This is a genomic window from Streptomyces sp. NPDC098789, from assembly GCF_044759975.1.
Lineage (GTDB): Bacteria > Actinomycetota > Actinomycetes > Streptomycetales > Streptomycetaceae > Streptomyces.
Map to the genome: position 1 here is coordinate 190008 of NZ_JBIWAJ010000003.1, position 17216 is coordinate 207223.

Here is a 17216-nt window from a genome sequence, read left to right on the forward strand (position 1 = left end):
CATCCCGCCTGGCGGACGGGGCGAACCAGCTGCTGGGGGTCAGCTTAGGTCGACGCGGCCCGGTCGGGCGGATGTTGACCACATCCCGGACGGTGAGATGAGACACCCCGCGGCCGACGCGCAGGGAGCGCGCGGTGGCTCACCGGGCCACCGCGCGCTCCTGCTCCGTGCCTCCCGGGTCCCTCAACCCGGGAGCCGTACCACCGGGTCCCTCGTCAGCCCCGGTCGTAGGTATGGAACCCGCGGCCGCTCTTGCGGCCCAGCAGACCCGCCTGGACCATGCGCCGGAGCAGCGGTGGCGGGGCGTGGAGCGGCTCCTTGAACTCGGCGTAGAGGGACTCCGCGATGGCCGCGACGGTGTCCAGGCCGATGAGGTCGGCGAGCTTCAGGGGGCCCATGGGGTGGGCGCATCCCAGCTCCATGGCCGCGTCGACGTCCGCGGCGGTGGCGAAGCCCGATTCGGCCATCCGAATGGCCGAGAGCAGGTAGGGGACGAGGAGCGCGTTGACGACGAAGCCGGCCCGGTCCTGCGAGCGGACGGCCGTCTTGCCGAGCGCGTCGCGGGCGAACGCCTCCACCGTCTCCACGGTCTCGCGGGTGGTGTGCAGCGAGGACACGATCTCCACGAGGGGCAGGACGGGCACCGGGTTGAAGAAGTGCAGGCCCACGACGCGGTCGGCGCGGCCGGTGGCCATGGCCAGTCGCATGACGGGGATGGCGGAGGTGTTGGTGGCCAGGACCGCCCCCGGGTCCTCGACGATCTTGTCGAGGGTGGCGAAGGTCTCGGTCTTCACGGCCGCGTCCTCCACCACCGCCTCGATCACGAGCTGCCGGTCGGCGAGGTCGTCCAGGCTGCCGGAGAAGACGAGCCGGGCCAGGGCGTCCTCGGCGGTGAGCCGGTCCAGTTTGCCGCGCTGGACGGCGCGTTCGAGGGAGACGGCCACGCGTTCGCGGGCGGCCAGGGCGGCCGCGGCGTCGGTCTCGCACACCACGGTGTCGAGGCCCGCACGGGCACAGACCTCGGCGATGCCCGCGCCCATCTGGCCGCCGCCGACGACGCCGACCCTGCGGATCGCCGCGCCCGCGCCGGTGGCGGCTGTGGCTGTGGCTGTGGCGCTGCTGTCACTGGCGGCGCTCATGCGCGGGCCTCCGGACGGCGGACGAGGTGGCGGGCGTACGCGTCGGGGGTGAAGAAGGCCGGTAGGTCCCGCTGGAGCGCCGTCCGCTCGAGGACGGCGCGCGCCTCGGCGACCCGGGCGTCCGGATCCTCCTTCGCGAGCGCGGCGCACTGCGCGTCGAGGATCTCCCGCACGCCCGCGCGGTCGGCCGTGCCGTGGCGCAGCCACTGCCAGAGCTGGACCCGCGCGATCTCCGCGGTCGCCGCGTCCTCCATCAGCCCGTACAGGGCGACGGCGCCGCTGCCGCGCAGCCACGCGTCGAAGTACCGGAGGGCGACGGCGACGTTGGCACGGATGCCTTCGGCCGTGGGCGGGCCCGCGACCCGCCGGACCGACAGCAGGTCGGCCGCGGTGACCCGGACGTCCTCACGCGTACGGTCGAGCTGGTGCGGCCGGTCGGCGAGCACGGCGTCGAAGACCGTGCGGCAGACGGGCACCAGGGCGGGGTGGGCGACCCAGGAGCCGTCGAACCCGTCCTCGGCCTCGCGCTCCTTGTCGAGCCGGACCTTGGCGAGCGCCGCCTCGTTCGCGGCCGCGTCCTTCCCGGGGACGTGTGCGGACATGCCGCCGATGGCGTGGGCGCCGCGCCGGTGGCAGGTGCGGACGAGGAGTTCGGCGTAGGCACGCATGAAGGGGGCGGTCATGGTGACCTTGGCCCGGTCGGGCAGTTGGAAGTCGGTGCGGTGGCCGAAGGTCTTGATGATGCTGAAGAGGTAGTCCCAACGGCCCGCGTTGAGCCCGGAGCTGTGCTCGCGCAGCTCGTAGAGGATCTCCTCCATCTCGAACGCCGCGGTGACGGTCTCGATGAGCACGGTGGCGCGGACCGTGCCGCGGGGGATCCCGAGCAGTTCCTGGGCCAGCACGAACACGTCGTTCCACAGCCGTGCTTCGTTGCGGTTCTCCAGCTTGGGAAGGTAGAAGTACGGGCCGTGCCCGGCGTCGATCTGCCGCTGGGCGCAGTGGAAGAAGTACAGGCCGAAGTCGACCAGGGAGGCCGGGACGGGGCGGCCGTCGATCTCCAGGTGCTCCTCGGTGAGGTGCCAGCCGCGGGGGCGCACCACGATGGTCGCCAGGTCCGCGCCGAGGCGGTACTCCTTGCCCTCCGGGGTGGTGAAGTCGATGCGGCGCTCGATGGCGTCGAGCAGGTTCAGCTGCCCGCCGATGACGTTGTCCCAGGTGGGCGAGGTGGCGTCCTCGAAGTCGGCCATCCACACCTGGGCGCCGGAGTTGAGGGCGTGCACCGTCATGCGCCGCTCGGGCGGGCCGGTGATCTCCACCCGCCGGTCGGTCAGACCGGGCGCGGGGGGCGCGACCCGCCAGTCGGGGTCGGCGCGGACGGCCGAGGTGGCGCGGGAGAAGTCCAGCGGGGTGCCGGCTGCCAGGTTGGCCGAGCGGCGCTCGCGCTCCTTGAAGAGCCTGAGCCGCCGGTCCGCGAAGGCCTCGTCGAGCCGGGCCAGGAAGTCGAGCGCCTCGGGCGTCAGGATCTCGTCGTGGCGCTCGCCCGGAGCCGCGAGGACCTCGACGCGGCGCGTGATCGCGGGGACGGACATACGGGTCTCCTCTAGGAGGGAAGCGGAGCGGAGGAAGAGGGGGCCCGGGGCTCCGGTGCGGGGCCCCGGGGGCGGTGCGGTGTGGACCGAGCGCTGCGGTGCGGGGCCTAGTGGAACTGCTCTTCCTCCGTGGAGCCCGCGAGCGCGGTGGTCGAGGAGGTCGGGTTGACGGCGGTGGAGACCAGGTCGAAGTAGCCCGTGCCGACCTCGCGCTGGTGCTTGACGGCGGTGAACCCCTGCGCCTGGGCGGCGAACTCGCGCTCCTGGAGGTCGACGTACGCGGTCATGCCGTGCTCGGCGTAGCCGCGGGCGAGGTCGAACATGCCGTGGTTGAGCGAGTGGAAGCCGGCCAGGGTGATGAACTGGAAGCGGTAGCCCATCGCGCCCAGTTCCCGCTGGAACTTGGCGATCTGGTCGTCGTCCAGCGCCGCCTTCCAGTTGAAGGACGGCGAGCAGTTGTAGGCCAGCATCTGGTCCGGGTACCGCGCGTGGATCGCCTCGGCGAACTCGCGGGCCTGCGCCAGGTCCGGGGTGCCCGTCTCCACCCAGATCAGGTCCGCGTACGGGGCGTAGGCGAGGCCGCGGGCGATGACCGGGGCCATCCCGCCCCGGACGTGGTAGAAGCCCTCGGCGGTGCGCTCGCCCGTGCAGAACTCGGCGTCGCGCTCGTCGACGTCGCTGGTCAACAGGGTGGCGGCGAGGGCGTCGGTACGGGCGATGATCAGGGTCGGGGTGTCCGCGATGTCGGCGGCCAGGCGGGCCGCGTTCAAGGTGCGGACGTGCTGGGCGGTGGGGACGAGCACCTTGCCGCCGAGGTGGCCGCACTTCTTCTCGGAGGCCAGCTGGTCCTCGTAGTGGATGCCCGCCGCGCCCGCCGCGATCATGGCCTTGGTCAGCTCGAAGGCGTTGAGGGGGCCGCCGAAGCCGGCTTCGGCGTCCGCCACGATCGGGGCCAGCCAGTCGGTGGTGTCCGTACCGCCCTCGGCGGTCGCGATCTGGTCGGCGCGCAGCAGGGCGTTGTTGATCCGACGGACCACCTGCGGAACCGAGTTGACCGGGTACAGGCTCTGGTCGGGGTAGGTGTGGCCGGCCTGGTTGGCGTCGGCCGCGACCTGCCAGCCGGACAGGTAGATCGCCTGGAGTCCCGCCCGCACCTGCTGGACGGCCTGGCCGCCGGTGAGGGCGCCCAGGGCGTGGATGTAGTCCTGCTCGTGCAGCTGGCGCCACAGCCGCTCGGCGCCGCGCCGGGCCAGGGTGTGCTCCTCGCGGACGCTGCCGGAGAGGCGGACGACGTCCTCGGCGGAGTAGGTCCGCTCGATGCCGGCCCAGCGGGGGTCGCTCACCCACCGCTGCTCCAGTTCCCGGGCCGCCGCCGTCGTCGTTCCCGCCTGGGCCTGAGCCTGATTCCGGTCCTGAGCCTGAGCCTGCTGCGTGGCCATGGCCGTCTCCCCTGAGTCACGTCAAAAAGTGGACATGTGAAATGTGCGAATGAGACATCGACGAGTCACCGGGTGACACTCGGTGCACCCTGCACACCGTGGTGCGCGATCCGCCCTCGGCGCCCGCCGGACGCTTCTGCGGGCTTCCTGGCCGCAGTCCGACTCTGGCAGTGGCACCGAGTGCCATCAACCGTGGCCGCATGCCACGTTCTGCGCATCTTCTTCGCCGCGATTGCCAAGATTGCGAAGGGTGCACGGTCCGCCGCCGCGCCTACACTCACTTTCCTACTCACTGGTAGGCGGTACGGGGGGCACGATGGGCAAGACCTATGCGGGGGCGCGGCTGCGGCGGCTGCGCGAGGAGCGGCGGCTCAGCCAGGCCGAGCTGGCGCGCCGACTGGAGATCTCCCCCAGCTACCTGAACCAGATGGAGCACGACTCGCGCCCGCTCACGGTGCCCGTGCTGCTCCGGCTCACGGAGGCGTTCGGCGTCGATCCCGGCTTCTTCGCGGAGCGGGACGGCGCGCGCACGGTCGCGGACCTGCGCGAGGCACTGGCCGACGACATCACGGCCGCCCGGGTCTCCGCTTCCGAACTGGCCGAGCTGGTCCAGCGGTTGCCGGCCGTCGCAGGGGTCCTGCTCGACCTGGGGCGGCGCAACGTCGCCCTGACGGAGCGGCTCTCGGACGCCGCCGACGGCAGGGCCGGGGGGACCGTCGGCGGACCCCGGCCGCCGCACGAGGAGATCCGCGAGTTCTTCTACCGCCGCCAGAACTACCTCCACGACACCGATCTCGCGGCCGAGGAGCTGGCGGGCGCGATCGGCATCCGCCCCGGCGGCGTGCTGCCCGCCCTCGCGGACCGGCTGGCCGAACGGCACGGCGTGCGCCTGGCCCCGGACGCCGACCGGCTGCACCGCTACGACCCCGCGCGGCGGACCCTGCACCTGTCGCCGCGGCTGCTCCCCGGTCAACAGGCGTTCCGGATGGCCACCCAACTCGCGCTCCTCGAACACGGAGCGGGCCTGTCCGCCCTCGCCTCGGAGGACTTCGACGAGGGCTCGGCCGCCTGGTCACTGGCCCGGATCGGCATCGCGAACTACTTCGCCGCGGCGCTGGTGCTCCCGTACGGGGCCTTCCACGCGGCGGCCGAGGAGGAGCGCTACGACATCGAGAAGCTCACCGTCCGCTTCGGTCTGGGCTACGAGACGGTCTGCCACCGCCTCAGCACACTCCAGCGGCCGCGCCTGCGGGGCGTGCCGTTCTCCTTCGTCCGCGTCGACCGGGCCGGGAACATGTCCAAGCGGCAGTCCGCCACCGGATTCCACTTCTCCCGGGCGGGCGGCACCTGCCCGCTGTGGAACGTCTACGAGGCCTTCGCCGCCCCCGGCCGCATCCACGTCCAGATCGCCGCCATGCCCGACGGCGCGCGCCACCTGTGGACCGCCCGGGCCGTCACCCGGCACCGCGGCGGTTGGGGCGAGCCCGGCAAGACCTTCGCGATCGGCCTCGGGTGCGAGATCCGGCACGCCTCCCGCCTGGTCTACTCCGACGGGCTCGACCTCGCCAACGCCTCGGCCGCCACGCCGATCGGCATGGGCTGTCGCCTCTGCGAACGCCTCGAATGCCCCCAGCGCGCCGCTCCCCCGCTCGGTCGCACGCTCGCGGTCGACGAGAACAGCAGCACCTTCGTGCCCTATCCGGTCGTCGCCGAGGACGGTTGAGCCGCGCCGGCCATCCGGGCCGGCCGTGCCGGTGGGGATGGCGAAGGTGGGGGTGGACTTACTAGGACGTCCAACTATATGTTCGTGGCACAAGGTCCGCGGTGCAGGGAAGCCGGTGTGAATCCGGCACGGTCCCGCCACTGTGACCGGGGAGTGTGCTGCCCTCCACACGCCACTGACGGCTTCACGTCGGTGAGGCGGACGGCACGCGGTGATCCGGGAGTCAGGTTACCGGCCGCGGAACGTTCCGTGTTGTCCACGAGGATGGAGCAGACACGCATGGCACCGGTCCGTACCCACGACCCTGGTGATCCGGCGGAGCGAGCGGCGACCCCCGCGCTCTAGCTCATCGGCCGCCTCCGGCAGCCCTGTCCCACGGCACCCCACGCGACGGACCCGACCCGGGTCCGGTTGCCGGTGCGCCGTGCCGTCCCCGGATCCTCACCTGACGAGAGCAGGCTCCCATGGTCCGCGAACTCACCCATTTCATCGGCGGAAAGCACACCACCGGCACGTCCGGCCTCTTCGCCGACGTCCACGACCCCAACACCGGCGCCGTCCAGGCCCGGGTCCCGCTCGCCGGACGCGCCGACACCGAGGCCGCCATCACCGACGCCGAGGCGGCGCAGCGCGAGTGGGGCGAGTGGAACCCGCAGCGCCGGGCCCGTGTCCTGCTGCGCTTCCTGCAACTCATCGAAGGCGAAAGGGAGTCGCTGGCGCGACTGTTGTCGGCCGAACACGGCAAGACCGTCGCCGACGCCCACGGCGACATCCAACGCGGCCTGGAGGTCGTCGAGTTCGCCGCGGGCATCCCCCACCTCCTCAAGGGCGAGTTCACCGACAACGCCGGAACCGGCATCGACGTGCACTCCCTGCGCTCACCGCTCGGCGTCGTCGCGGGCATCACCCCCTTCAACTTCCCCGCGATGATCCCGCTGTGGAAGGCCGCCCCCGCGCTCGCCTGCGGCAACGCCTTCATCCTCAAGCCCTCCGAGCGGGACCCCTCCGTACCCCTGCGGCTGGCCGAGCTGTTCCTCGAAGCGGGGCTGCCGCCCGGCGTGTTCAACGTGGTCAACGGCGGCAAGGAGGCGGTCGACACGCTGCTGACGGACCCCCGGGTACAGGCGCTCGGCTTCGTCGGCTCCACCCCGATCGCCGCGCACATCTATGCCACCGCCGCCGCCCACGGCAAGCGCGCCCAGTGCTTCGGCGGCGCCAAGAACCACATGATCGTGATGCCGGACGCCGATCTCGACCAGGTCGTCGACGCCCTGATCGGGGCGGGCTACGGCTCGGCCGGCGAGCGCTGCATGGCCATCGCCGTCGCCGTCCCCGTCGGCGAGGAGACCGCCGACGCGCTGGTCGCCCGCCTCAAGGAGCGCATCGCCACCCTGCGGATCGGCCGCTCCGACGACGCCACCGCCGACTTCGGCCCGCTGGTCAGCCGGGACGCGCTGGACCGGGTCCGGCGCTACGTCGACATCGGGGTCAACGAGGGCGCCGAACTCGTCGTCGACGGGCGCGGGTTCACCCTGCCCGGGCACGAGAACGGCTTCTTCGCGGGGGCCACCCTCTTCGACCGCGTCACCCCGCGCATGCGGATCTACCGCGAGGAGATCTTCGGTCCGGTGCTGTGCGTGGCCCGCGCGGCGGACTACGAGGAGGCGCTGCGGCTGCCCACCGAGCACCCGTACGGCAACGGCGTCGCGATCTTCACCCGCGACGGCGACACCGCCCGCGACTTCACCCGCCGCGTCGGTGCGGGCATGGTCGGCGTCAACGTGCCCATCCCGGTCCCCGTCGCCTACCACACCTTCGGCGGCTGGAAGCGGTCCGGCTTCGGAGACCTCAACCAGCACGGCCCCGACTCGATCCGCTTCTACACCCGTACCAAGACCGTCACCTCGCGCTGGCCCTCCGGGGCCAAGGAGGGCGCGAGCTTCACCATCCCGACGATGGGCTGAGCCGGTGACCACCACACTGACCCCCGATCAGCTCGCCCTGGCCGAGGTCACGCTCGACTTCGCACAGGAGCAGCTCGGTCCGTACGCCGTCGGCTGGGACCAGGACAAGCACTTCCCGGTGGACGTGCTCCGCAAGGCGGCCGACCTCGGACTCGGCGGCGTGTACGTCCGTGAGGAGCACGGCGGTTCGGGGCTGAACCGCGCCGACGGCGTCCTCGTCTTCGAGGCCCTCGCCACCGGGTGCCCCTCCATCGCCGGGTACCTGTCCATCCACAACATGGTCGCCTGGATGATCGACCGCTACGGCGACGCCGCCCAGCGCGACCGGTGGCTCCCCGCGCTGTGCTCGGCCCGGTCCCTCGGCAGCTACTGCCTGACCGAGCCGGGCGCCGGGTCGGACGCGGCCGCGCTGCGCACCCGGGCCGAACGGGTGGGCGACGACTACGTCCTGAGCGGGGTCAAGCAGTTCATCTCGGGAGCCGGCGCGGCCGAGGTGTACATCGTCATGGCGCGCACCGGTGGTGAAGGATCGGGCGGGATCTCCGCCTTCGTGGTCGAACGCGACGACCCCGGCGTCTCCTTCGGCCCCAACGAGCGCAAGATGGGCTGGAACGCCCAGCCCACCCGGCAGGTGGTCCTCGACGCCGTCCGCGTTCCCGCCGACCGACGGCTGGGCGCCGAGGGCGACGGTTTCCGCATCGCCATGAACGGCCTGAACGGCGGCCGCCTGGGCATCGCCGCCTGCTCGCTGGGCGGTGCGCAGAGCGCACTGGACCGCAGCCTGGCGTACCTGGCCGACCGCGAGGCCTTCGGAGCACGGCTGTTGGACGCGCAGGCGCTGCAGTTCCGGCTCGCCGACATGGCCACCGAGCTGGCCGCGGCCCGCGCGCTGGTCCGCCAGGCCGCCGCCTCGCTGGACCAGGGCGATCCGTTGGCCCCGCAACTGTGCGCGATGGCCAAGCGGTTCGCCACCGACACCGGCTACTCCGTCGTCGACCGGGCCCTGCAATTGCACGGCGGGTACGGCTACCTCAGCGAGTACGGCATCGAGAAGATCCTCCGCGACCTGCGGGTGCACCAGATCCTGGAAGGAACGAACGAGGTCATGCGCATCATCGTCGCCCGCGGGCTCACGGAGGCCCTGCGATGAGCCCCACCGCCGCCGAAGGCGCCGACCACGTCCTCCTGCACACCGAGGGACGGGCCGGGTACGTGACCTTGAACCGCCCCCGGGCGCTCAACGCGCTCACCCACGCCATGGCCCTGCGCATCGACGCGGCACTGACCGCGTGGGAGCACGATCCGGCCGTCGGGACCGTCGTCCTGCGCGGCGCCGGTGAGCGCGGCCTGTGCGCGGGCGGCGACATCCGCTCCATCCACGCGGACGCCCGCAGCGGCTCCACCGCCTCGGCGGACTTCTGGCGCGACGAGTACCGGCTCAACGCCCGGATCGCCCGCTACCCCAAGCCGTACGTCGCCCTGATGGACGGCATCGTGATGGGCGGCGGCGTCGGGATCTCCGCCCACGGCAGCGTCCGGATCGTCACCGAACGCTCCCGCGTGGCCATGCCCGAGACCGGCATCGGCTTCGTCCCCGACGTCGGGGGCACCTACCTCCTGACGCTGGCGCCCGGCGAGCTGGGCACGCACCTCGCCCTCACGGGCACGCCGGTGGACGCCGCCGACGCCCTGCTGTGCGGCCTCGCCGACCACTTCGTACCCGCGGCGCTGCTGCCGCAGCTGTCCGCGGACCTCGCCCACGCCGACGTGCACGAGGTGCTGGAGCGGTACGTCGTGCCCGCGCCCGGCGGCGGGCTCCGCGCCCAGCGGGAGTGGATCGACCACTGCTACGCGGCGGACACCGTGGAGGAGATCCTGGACCGGCTCCGCGCCAGCGGCGCACCGGCCGCGAAGGAGGCCGCCGACCTGCTCCTGACGAAGTCGCCCACGGCGCTGAAGGTGACCCTGGCCGCACTGCGCCGCGCCCGCACGTTGGGCCCGCTGGAACGGGTCCTGGAACAGGAGTACCGGGTCTCCTGCGCGGCTCTGACCTGCCCCGATCTGGTGGAGGGCATTCGCGCTCAGGTGATCGACAAGGACCGCGCGCCGCACTGGAGCCCGGCCTCGCTCGCCGAGGTCGGTGCGGCCGATGTGGCCCGGTTCTTCGCCCCGCTCGGCGAGCGCGAACTGCGCCTCGCCGTGACCGACTCTCCCCAGGAGGTGCCGTGGTGAGCACGACCGTAGCGTTCATCGGGCTCGGGCACATGGGCGGGCCGATGGCCGCCCAGCTGGTCCGGGCGGGACACCGGGTCATCGGTTTCGACCTGGCGCCCGAGGCCCTGGCCGCCGCGGCGGCCGCGGGGGTGGAAGCCGCGCCCTCGGCGGTCCGGGCCGCGGCCGAGGCGGACGTCGTCATCACGATGCTCCCCGCGGGCCGCCACGTCCTCTCCCTCTACCAGGAGGAGGGCCTCCTCGCGGCGGCCCGGCCCGACACCCTGTTCGTCGACTGCTCCACGATCGACGTCGCCGATGCCCGGGCCGCGCACGCGGCGGCCGTCGCGGCCGGTCACCGGGCGCTGGACGCGCCGGTCTCCGGCGGGGTGGCGGGTGCCGAGGCCGCGACCCTCACCTTCATGGCGGGCGGCGGCGGCGAGGAGTTCGCCCGGGCCGAGCCGCTGCTGGCCGTCATGGGCAAGAAGACCGTGCACTGCGGCGCGCCGGGCGCCGGGCAGGCGGCGAAGATCTGCAACAACATGATCCTCGGCATCTCCATGATCGCCGTCAGCGAGGCGTTCGTCCTGGCCGAGCGCCTCGGCCTGGAGCACCAGGCGCTGTACGACGTCGCCTCCACGGCGTCGGGTCAGTGCTGGGCGCTCACCGTCAACTGCCCCGTGCCCGGGCCCGTACCGGGCAGCCCCGCCAACCGGGACTATCGGCCCGGGTTCGCGGCTCCCCTGATGGCCAAGGACCTGGGGCTGGCGGCGAACGCCCTGCGGGCCGGGAACGTGGACGCGCCCCTGGGCCTCAAGGCCGCCGAGCTGTACGCCGACTTCGCCGCGGGCGAGGGGCGCGAGCTGGACTTCTCGGCGATCGTACGGACCCTGCGCCCCGCGGCCGAAGCCGGCCTCCGAGCCGGCCCCGACACCCACAGCCACACCCACACCGACACCGACACCGACACCGAGCAGAACGGAACGACCGCCCCGTGACGCAGACGTACGAGACCATCCTGGTCGAGCGCAAGGGCCGGGTCGCGCTGGTCACCCTGAACCGGCCCAAGGCCCTGAACGCCCTGAACCTCCGGGTCATGACCGAGGTGGTCGCGGCCACCGAGGCCCTCGACCGGGACCCCGAGGTCGGCTGCATCGTCCTGACGGGCTCGGCGAAGGCCTTCGCCGCCGGGGCCGACATCAAGGAGATGCGCCCGCGGAGCTACATGGACATGTACCTCTCCGACTGGTTCACGGCCTGGGACCGGCTCGGCCAGCTCCGGACCCCCACCGTCGCGGCCGTGTCCGGCTACGCCCTGGGCGGCGGCTGCGAGCTCGCCATGCTCTGCGACGTCCTGCTCGCCGCCGACACCGCCGTCTTCGGCCAGCCGGAGATCAAGCTGGGCGTCATCCCGGGCATCGGCGGCTCCCAACGGCTCACCCGTGCCGTCGGCAAGGCCAAGGCCATGGAGCTGTGTCTGACCGGGCGGACGATGGACGCCGTCGAGGCGGAGCGGGCCGGGCTGGTCTCCCGCATCGTCCCCGCCGACGCACTGCTCGCCGAGGCCCTCGCGGTGGCCGAGACGGTCGCGGGCATGTCCAAGCCCGTGGCGATGATGGCGAAGGAGGCCGTGAACCGCGCCTTCGAGACCACCCTCACCGAAGGCATCCGCTTCGAACGCCGCCTCTTCCACGCCGTGTTCGCCACCGCCGACCAGAAGGAGGGCATGACGGCGTTCGTGGACAAGCGCCCGCCGGAGTTCGTCCACGGCTGACCGGTACGCCGCCGCCCGACTCGCGGACTGCGGCCCCGCTGTCGGGAAGATCACAAGGCGCGTGGCGGCTTCGGTGGGAGGGATCGGGCGCGCACGTCCACAATGGGCCCGGAAGAGGGGGGATCCCCCGTGTCCACATAGGGGAGTTGACCGTGCCCACCACGAAACCGAGGCGCAGCGTCCTGGCCGTCGCGGCGGTCGCGTCCGCGGCGGCCGTACTGGCCGGCTGCAGCAGCGAGCCACCGGCGTTGAAGATCGAGTCCGCGAAGCCCTCGGGTGCGAAGCTGGAGGCACGTCCCACCGAGGGGGGTTCGGTGCCGCTGGCCCAGTGGCCCAACGCGTGCGAGGTGCTCGGCGACGAGGAGGTCCGCGCGATCCTGCCGCAGGCCAAGGACTTCCAGCGGACGCCGATCAAGGTGACCGTCATCAACTTCAACCCGCTCGCGAAGTCGGATCCGGGCACCACGGGCGACGTACCGGCGGGTGGCTGCAAGACCGAGTTCGGGCTGCCGGCCAAGTACAAGGGCAAGCACAACAGCAGCGTCCGCATCGTCTTCAAGACCGTCGCCGATCCCGCGCTCGTGGCGAACGCCTACGCCGAGGACCGCGACAACGAGGCGAAGCGGGCCGGCCAGGACACCAAGAAGTTCCGGGACCTGGGGAACTCGCTTGGTACGGCGGGCTGCTACACCCAGGGCATTTCCGTCACGATGATCTGCCACCAGGGCCCCTTCGAGTTCGAGGTGAGCGGTTCCTCGACCGCGGACGGCGTCGGGAAGTACCCCGAGTCCGAGGAGAACTGGCGCGAGAAGGTCCTGACCCAGGTGGTGCGCACCTTGGGCGCCCGCATGGCGTGAGACGCGGGCGGATCACCGGCCCGCACGAGAGCGAAGCTCCCGGCGGCACGGGTCCTCGACCGAGGTCCCCCGTGCCGCCGGGCGCCGCTGCCTACGGCCGCTCGCCGGGAACGGACAGGTAGGCCTCGCGGAGCCGGTCCAGTACGGGGTGCTCGGCGAGCAGTGCGGTGTCGTCGATCGCGGCGAGCGCCCGGACGCCGATGCTCGTGTTCGTCGCGAAGGCCGCCGCCATGCCCTTCGCCTCCTCCAGGGTCACGGGGGCGACCCGGTGCGCGGCGCGCTGCTGGAGCAGCGCCTTGGTGACTCCGGGCAGCACCGGGGCCTGCGGCCACACGACGCCGCCGTCGGCGTCGACGAATCCGACGTTCCAGGTGCCGCCTTCGCTGACGAGCCCGTCGCGTCCGACGAACAGGGCGTCGTCGAAGCCGGCGAGCTGGGCGCCGCGCCGGGTGTGCAGGGCCCCGAAGAGGCCGACGTGCTTCACCTCGGGCAGCTCCCGCTCGTACCGCACGCTCTTGGCGCGCAGCGGAGCCGGCGCGCGCAACGCGCCGGCTCCGCGCACGGTGACCAGGACCCGCGGGTCACCCGGCGCCGCGAGGTGCCCCATGTCGACCGCCGGGTCGTAGACGGTCACCCGGACGACGCAGGGCTGCGACCGCCCGTGCAGCGCCTCCCGGACGAAGGCGCGCACGCGCCCGGTGTCCAGGTCGGCGCCCCACACGACCTCGCAGTCCTTCGCGAGCCGCGCCATGTGCAGCTCCAGCCCGCGCACGGCGCCGTCGTCGACGCGCATGGACGTGAAGTGACCGACGTTGACCAGGGCCAGGGGCAGCAGGTCATCGGTGGACACGGGCTTTCCGTTGAGTGTCGCCATACCTCACAGGATGTCAGGACATCCGGTGCTGACGATCAGCGGGCGCTCAGCGGGCGGGTCAGCGGTTCTGGAGGGACTTGACGTTGTCGCCGAAGCTCCAGCCCTTCGAGCCGTCCCAGTTGATCGACCAGGTCATGAGCCCCTTCAGCGAACCGCCGAAGGCGTTCCACGACTGGCTGACCAGGCTCGGCGCCATGTAGCCGCCGCCGGCGCCGGGCTGGGCGGGCAGACCGGGCACCTGCTTGTCGTAGGGCACCTTGATGGTGGTGCCCTGGATGGTCAGGCCGTTGTTGAGGCAGGTGGTCTGCGCGGTGAAGCCCTGGACGGTGCCCGCCTGGTAGGAGTCGGCGGAGCAGCCGTACATGCTGCCGTTGTAGTACTGCATGTTCAACCACCACAGGCGGCCGTTGTCGACGTACTTCTTGATGATCGGCAGGTACGAGCCCCAGATCGAGCCGTAGGTGACGCTGCCGCCGGTGACGTAGGCGGTTTCGGGGGCCATGGTGAGGCCGAAGCCGGCCGGCATCTGCGCGAGGACGCCGTCGATGATGCGGATCAGGTTGGACTGTGAGGCGGACAGGGTGTTGATGTTGCCGCTCCCGGACAGGCCGGTCTCGATGTCGATGTCTATGCCGTCGAAGTTGTACTTCTTCAGGATCGGGACGACGGTCGCCACGAACTTGTCGGCGACGGTGCTGGAGCTCAGGTCGATGCCGGCCGCGGCGCCGCCGATCGACATCAGGAGTGTCGCCCCGGCCGCCTTGGCCTGGCACATCTCGGCGGGGGTGGAGACCTTGACGCCGGCGTCCATGCCGTCCTGCCACAGCACGGTGCCGTCCGAGAGGATCACCGGGAAGGCGGCGTTGATGACGTTGTAGCCGTGCGCGGCGATCCGACTGTCCGTGATGGGGACCCAGCCCATGCCGGGATGGACCCCGTTGGAGGCGCCGTCCCAGTTCTCCCAGTAGCCCTGCAGGACCTTGCCCGACGGCTTGGGCTTCGTGGGGCAGGTGTCACCCGGCGGTGGCGTGGTCGGCGGGGCGGTCGTGGGGGGCGCGGTCGTGGGCGGGGCGGTGGTCGGTGGGGCCGTGGTCGGGGGCGCGGTGGTCGGCGGGACCGTGGTGGGCGCGGTGGCGGTCGGGGTGGGGTTGGTGCCGCCGGGGCCCGCGAGGGCCACGTCGTCCGCGTAGTAGGCGGGCTGCCCGTACCAACCGTGCAGGTAGACGGTCACCGAGGTGGTGTTGGCCCCGGTGGCGAAGGTGACGCTGAGCTGTCCGTAGGACGGGCTGTTGGGCGTCCAGGTGGACGTGGTGCCGGTGATTCCGGTGCCGGTGGCGCCGAGGTAGACGTAGCTGCCCTGGACGAAGGCGCTCAGCGTGTACTGGGAGTTGGGCTGCACGCTGATGGTCTGGGTGCACTGGGCGTTGTCCGAGCCGGCGGGGGTCGCCTTGAGCGCGGAGGTACCGGAGTGGACCGGGCTGCTGACCGCCGCGCCGGAGCCGCCGGAACAGGTCCAGTCGGACAACCCGCTCTCGAAACCGGAGTTGGCGACCAGGTTGGGGGTGGCGGCGCCGGCGGTGACGGATCCGGCCGCGGCCAGTCCGGCGGCGACGACGGCGATCGCGCTGACCCCGGCGAGGGTCCTCCTGGAGGCGGTGGTGCGGTGCCGGCCGGGGTCCGTCCGGGGGTGGGGGTCGACGGACGGGCGTGAGGTGCGCGGCTTGCGACGGAACACGCGGTGCTCCCTTCCCGCCGGGCGACGTGGTCATGGACCGGCGCGTGGGGGCGTGACGCCCGGCTCTGGGTGAGGTGGACATGTGGGGCTGTGCCGACCGGATCGTAGGAGGGCTGGAATCGGCCGTCAATAGGTCTGGACCAATCCCCTCGGATCCGCTCCGGTCGCACAGCGGCCCGCGCCGCCCACCTCGGGCCCCTCCCCCCGGCCGCTCCTGCCGGACGGCCGCGAATTCGACCGTGGATCCGACCGTGCGGGCGTGTCCGAAAACAGCGAGGTCCCGTCGACTTTTCGGATATTCGACCCCGGGTTCGGGCCGATTTCAATTGCCCCCGACTTCCGCCCGGTAGCGGAGGCTCGGCCACCGGCTTGAGCACGTTCGAGGTTCGGTCGAAGTCGATCTCCCCCCGGAAATCCGGCCTTGTCCCGTCCCGTGGCGTGGGTCAGAGTGAATCCCGTGCCGCACAGGGGGTGAGGCACGGGAGGTGAACATGTCTCTGAGGACAGATCTCTACGCAGATATCACGGGATTCCTCGTGGCCAAGTGCGATGCCGACCCGGAGGAAATCTCGGCGGAATCCGATCTGTACTACGACATCGGCATCGACTCGCTCGATCTCATCGCCATGACGCAAAGCCTTCAGGGCGCCTACGGCATATCGATGGACGACGAGCGCATCGGTGGCATACGCACCGTCGGCGACATCCTGGACCTCGCCGTCTCCAAGATCGAAATCAAAGCAACCGCCTAGATCACGGGGAGACACCGCAATGCCTGCCTACATCACCGCCATGGGAAGCTTCCTGCCCGGCGAACCGGTGCCCAACGACGAGGTCGAGGAGTACATCGGCAGCGTGGGCCGCGCGAGTTCGGGGCTGCGCGAGCAGACCCTCGACAACTGCGGGATCAAGACGCGGCACTACGCCATCGACAAGCAGCAGCAGACCCTGTTCTCCAACACCGATCTGGCGGTCGGCGCCATCCGCCGGGCGGTGGAGCGCTCGAACATCACCCTCGACGACATCGACCTCATCGCCGCGGCCACCGGTCTCCCGGACCTCATCGCGCCCGGCTTCGCCAGCGGCGTCCACGGCGAGCTGGGCAGCCCGCCCTGCGAGATCGTCAGCACCCACGGGATCTGCAGCTCCGGGATGATGGCACTCAAGAACGCCTACCTCCAGGTGGTGGCCGGGGAGAAGAAGAACGCGGTCGCCTGTGCGTCCGAACTGATCTCGCGGCTCATGAAGAGCGACCGGTTCACCGACGTCCGGCCGGTCTCGGACGACGGCGCCATCGCCATGGAGATCGCGTTCCTGCGCTACATGCTCTCGGACGGCGCCGGAGCCGCGCTGGTGCAGGACCGCCCGGCGTCCGAAGGGATCAGCCTGCGGATCGACTGGATCTCGCTCACCTCCTACGCCAACACCGAGCGCACCTGCATGTACATGGGCGCGGCCGACAACTCGGGGAAGCGGAGCTGGCTGGACTACCCCTCCGCGGCCGAGGCGGCCGTCGACGGCGCGCTGGCGCTGCGCCAGGACCTGGGCCTGCTGCCGCACCTCGTGCGGCTCGGGGTCAAGGAGTACCAGCGGCTGCTCGACGAGGGCCGTTTCGACCCGGACGAGCTGGCCTGGTTCCCCGCGCACTACTCCAGCGAGCGCATGAAGTCCATGGTGCTCAAGGAGATCGAGAAGAAGAAGCTCCGGGGTCCCTCCGTCGAGAAGTGGTACAGCAATCTGACGCGGGTCGGAAACATCGGTTCAGCGAGCATCTACGTGATCCTGGAGGAAATGCTCGCCGAGGGAATGATTTCCGCCGGCGACAAGCTCCTTTTGATGGTTCCCGAATCCGGGCGGTTCGCGGTGTCCTTCGCGCACCTGACGGCCGTTTCCGGCGGGGAGGTCTGAGGT

General features: G+C 71.7%; 14 protein-coding genes and 1 riboswitch. Of the genes, 9 read left to right on the forward strand and 5 right to left on the reverse strand.

Going from position 1 to position 17216, the window contains the following annotated elements; translation table 11 throughout:
• Positions 1–215 precede the first annotated feature (215 nt).
• The 3 genes from ACIQWR_RS08360 to aceA form a co-directional block, all read right to left on the reverse strand.
• Positions 216–1139, reverse strand: coding sequence for a 3-hydroxybutyryl-CoA dehydrogenase (locus tag ACIQWR_RS08360; protein WP_404005953.1), 924 nt, complete (start codon positions 1137–1139; stop codon positions 216–218).
• Positions 1136–2728 (reverse strand): malate synthase A, encoded by a 1593-nt coding sequence (gene aceB, locus ACIQWR_RS08365; RefSeq protein WP_404005954.1) that lies wholly within the window; start codon positions 2726–2728, stop codon positions 1136–1138. Before aceB ends, ACIQWR_RS08360 begins: the two co-directional genes overlap by 4 nt.
• A gap of 107 nt (positions 2729–2835) precedes the next feature.
• On the reverse strand, positions 2836–4167 hold the full coding sequence (gene aceA, locus ACIQWR_RS08370) for an isocitrate lyase (protein ID WP_404005955.1): 1332 nt from the start codon (positions 4165–4167) through the stop codon (positions 2836–2838).
• Positions 4168–4483: 316 nt separating this feature from the next.
• Here aceA and ACIQWR_RS08375 point away from each other — a divergent pair, with 316 nt between their 5' ends.
• The 7 genes from ACIQWR_RS08375 (at position 4484) to ACIQWR_RS08405 (ending at position 12696) form a co-directional block, all read left to right on the forward strand.
• A complete protein-coding gene (locus ACIQWR_RS08375) occupies positions 4484–5890 on the forward strand; it encodes a short-chain fatty acyl-CoA regulator family protein (RefSeq protein ID WP_404005956.1) in 1407 nt (468 codons plus the stop codon).
• Between the two features lie 68 nt (positions 5891–5958).
• Positions 5959–6145: riboswitch (cobalamin riboswitch) on the forward strand.
• A gap of 209 nt (positions 6146–6354) precedes the next feature.
• Positions 6355–7854: a CoA-acylating methylmalonate-semialdehyde dehydrogenase gene (locus tag ACIQWR_RS08380; protein WP_404005957.1), complete on the forward strand. Its 1500-nt coding sequence runs from the start codon at positions 6355–6357 to the stop codon at positions 7852–7854.
• A 4-nt stretch (positions 7855–7858) separates the two neighbouring features.
• Positions 7859–9004: an acyl-CoA dehydrogenase family protein gene (locus ACIQWR_RS08385; protein ID WP_404005958.1), complete on the forward strand. Its 1146-nt coding sequence runs from the start codon at positions 7859–7861 to the stop codon at positions 9002–9004.
• Positions 9001–10086 carry an enoyl-CoA hydratase/isomerase family protein gene (locus tag ACIQWR_RS08390; protein ID WP_404005959.1) on the forward strand — a complete coding sequence of 362 codons (1086 nt, stop codon included), beginning with the start codon at positions 9001–9003 and terminating at the stop codon, positions 10084–10086. Before ACIQWR_RS08385 ends, ACIQWR_RS08390 begins: the two co-directional genes overlap by 4 nt.
• Complete coding sequence (mmsB, locus tag ACIQWR_RS08395) at positions 10083–11063, forward strand: 3-hydroxyisobutyrate dehydrogenase (protein ID WP_404005960.1); 981 nt, start codon at positions 10083–10085, stop codon at positions 11061–11063. The genes ACIQWR_RS08390 and mmsB overlap by 4 nt, the downstream gene beginning before the upstream one ends.
• On the forward strand, positions 11060–11839 hold the full coding sequence (locus ACIQWR_RS08400; RefSeq protein ID WP_404005961.1) for an enoyl-CoA hydratase: 780 nt from the start codon (positions 11060–11062) through the stop codon (positions 11837–11839). Before mmsB ends, ACIQWR_RS08400 begins: the two co-directional genes overlap by 4 nt.
• A gap of 152 nt (positions 11840–11991) precedes the next feature.
• On the forward strand, positions 11992–12696 hold the full coding sequence (locus tag ACIQWR_RS08405) for a hypothetical protein (protein WP_404005962.1): 705 nt from the start codon (positions 11992–11994) through the stop codon (positions 12694–12696).
• A 91-nt stretch (positions 12697–12787) separates the two neighbouring features.
• Here the strand turns inward: ACIQWR_RS08405 and ACIQWR_RS08410 are convergent, their stop codons facing one another.
• On the reverse strand, positions 12788–13570 hold the full coding sequence (locus ACIQWR_RS08410) for an aminotransferase class IV family protein (protein ID WP_404005963.1): 783 nt from the start codon (positions 13568–13570) through the stop codon (positions 12788–12790).
• 58 nt (positions 13571–13628) lie between these two features.
• Positions 13629–15305, reverse strand: a complete 1677-nt coding sequence (locus ACIQWR_RS08415) for a carbohydrate binding domain-containing protein (RefSeq protein ID WP_404005964.1) — start codon at positions 15303–15305, stop codon at positions 13629–13631.
• Between the two features lie 491 nt (positions 15306–15796).
• Between ACIQWR_RS08415 and ACIQWR_RS08420 the strand changes: the two genes are divergently transcribed.
• Together ACIQWR_RS08420 and ACIQWR_RS08425 are read left to right on the forward strand one after the other, a co-directional pair.
• Entirely contained in the window at positions 15797–16057 is a 261-nt protein-coding gene (locus ACIQWR_RS08420; protein WP_404005965.1) for an acyl carrier protein, read from the forward strand.
• Between the two features lie 19 nt (positions 16058–16076).
• Positions 16077–17213 carry a 3-oxoacyl-[acyl-carrier-protein] synthase III C-terminal domain-containing protein gene (locus ACIQWR_RS08425; protein ID WP_404005966.1) on the forward strand — a complete coding sequence of 379 codons (1137 nt, stop codon included), beginning with the start codon at positions 16077–16079 and terminating at the stop codon, positions 17211–17213.
• The last annotated feature ends 3 nt before the right edge of the window (positions 17214–17216 follow it).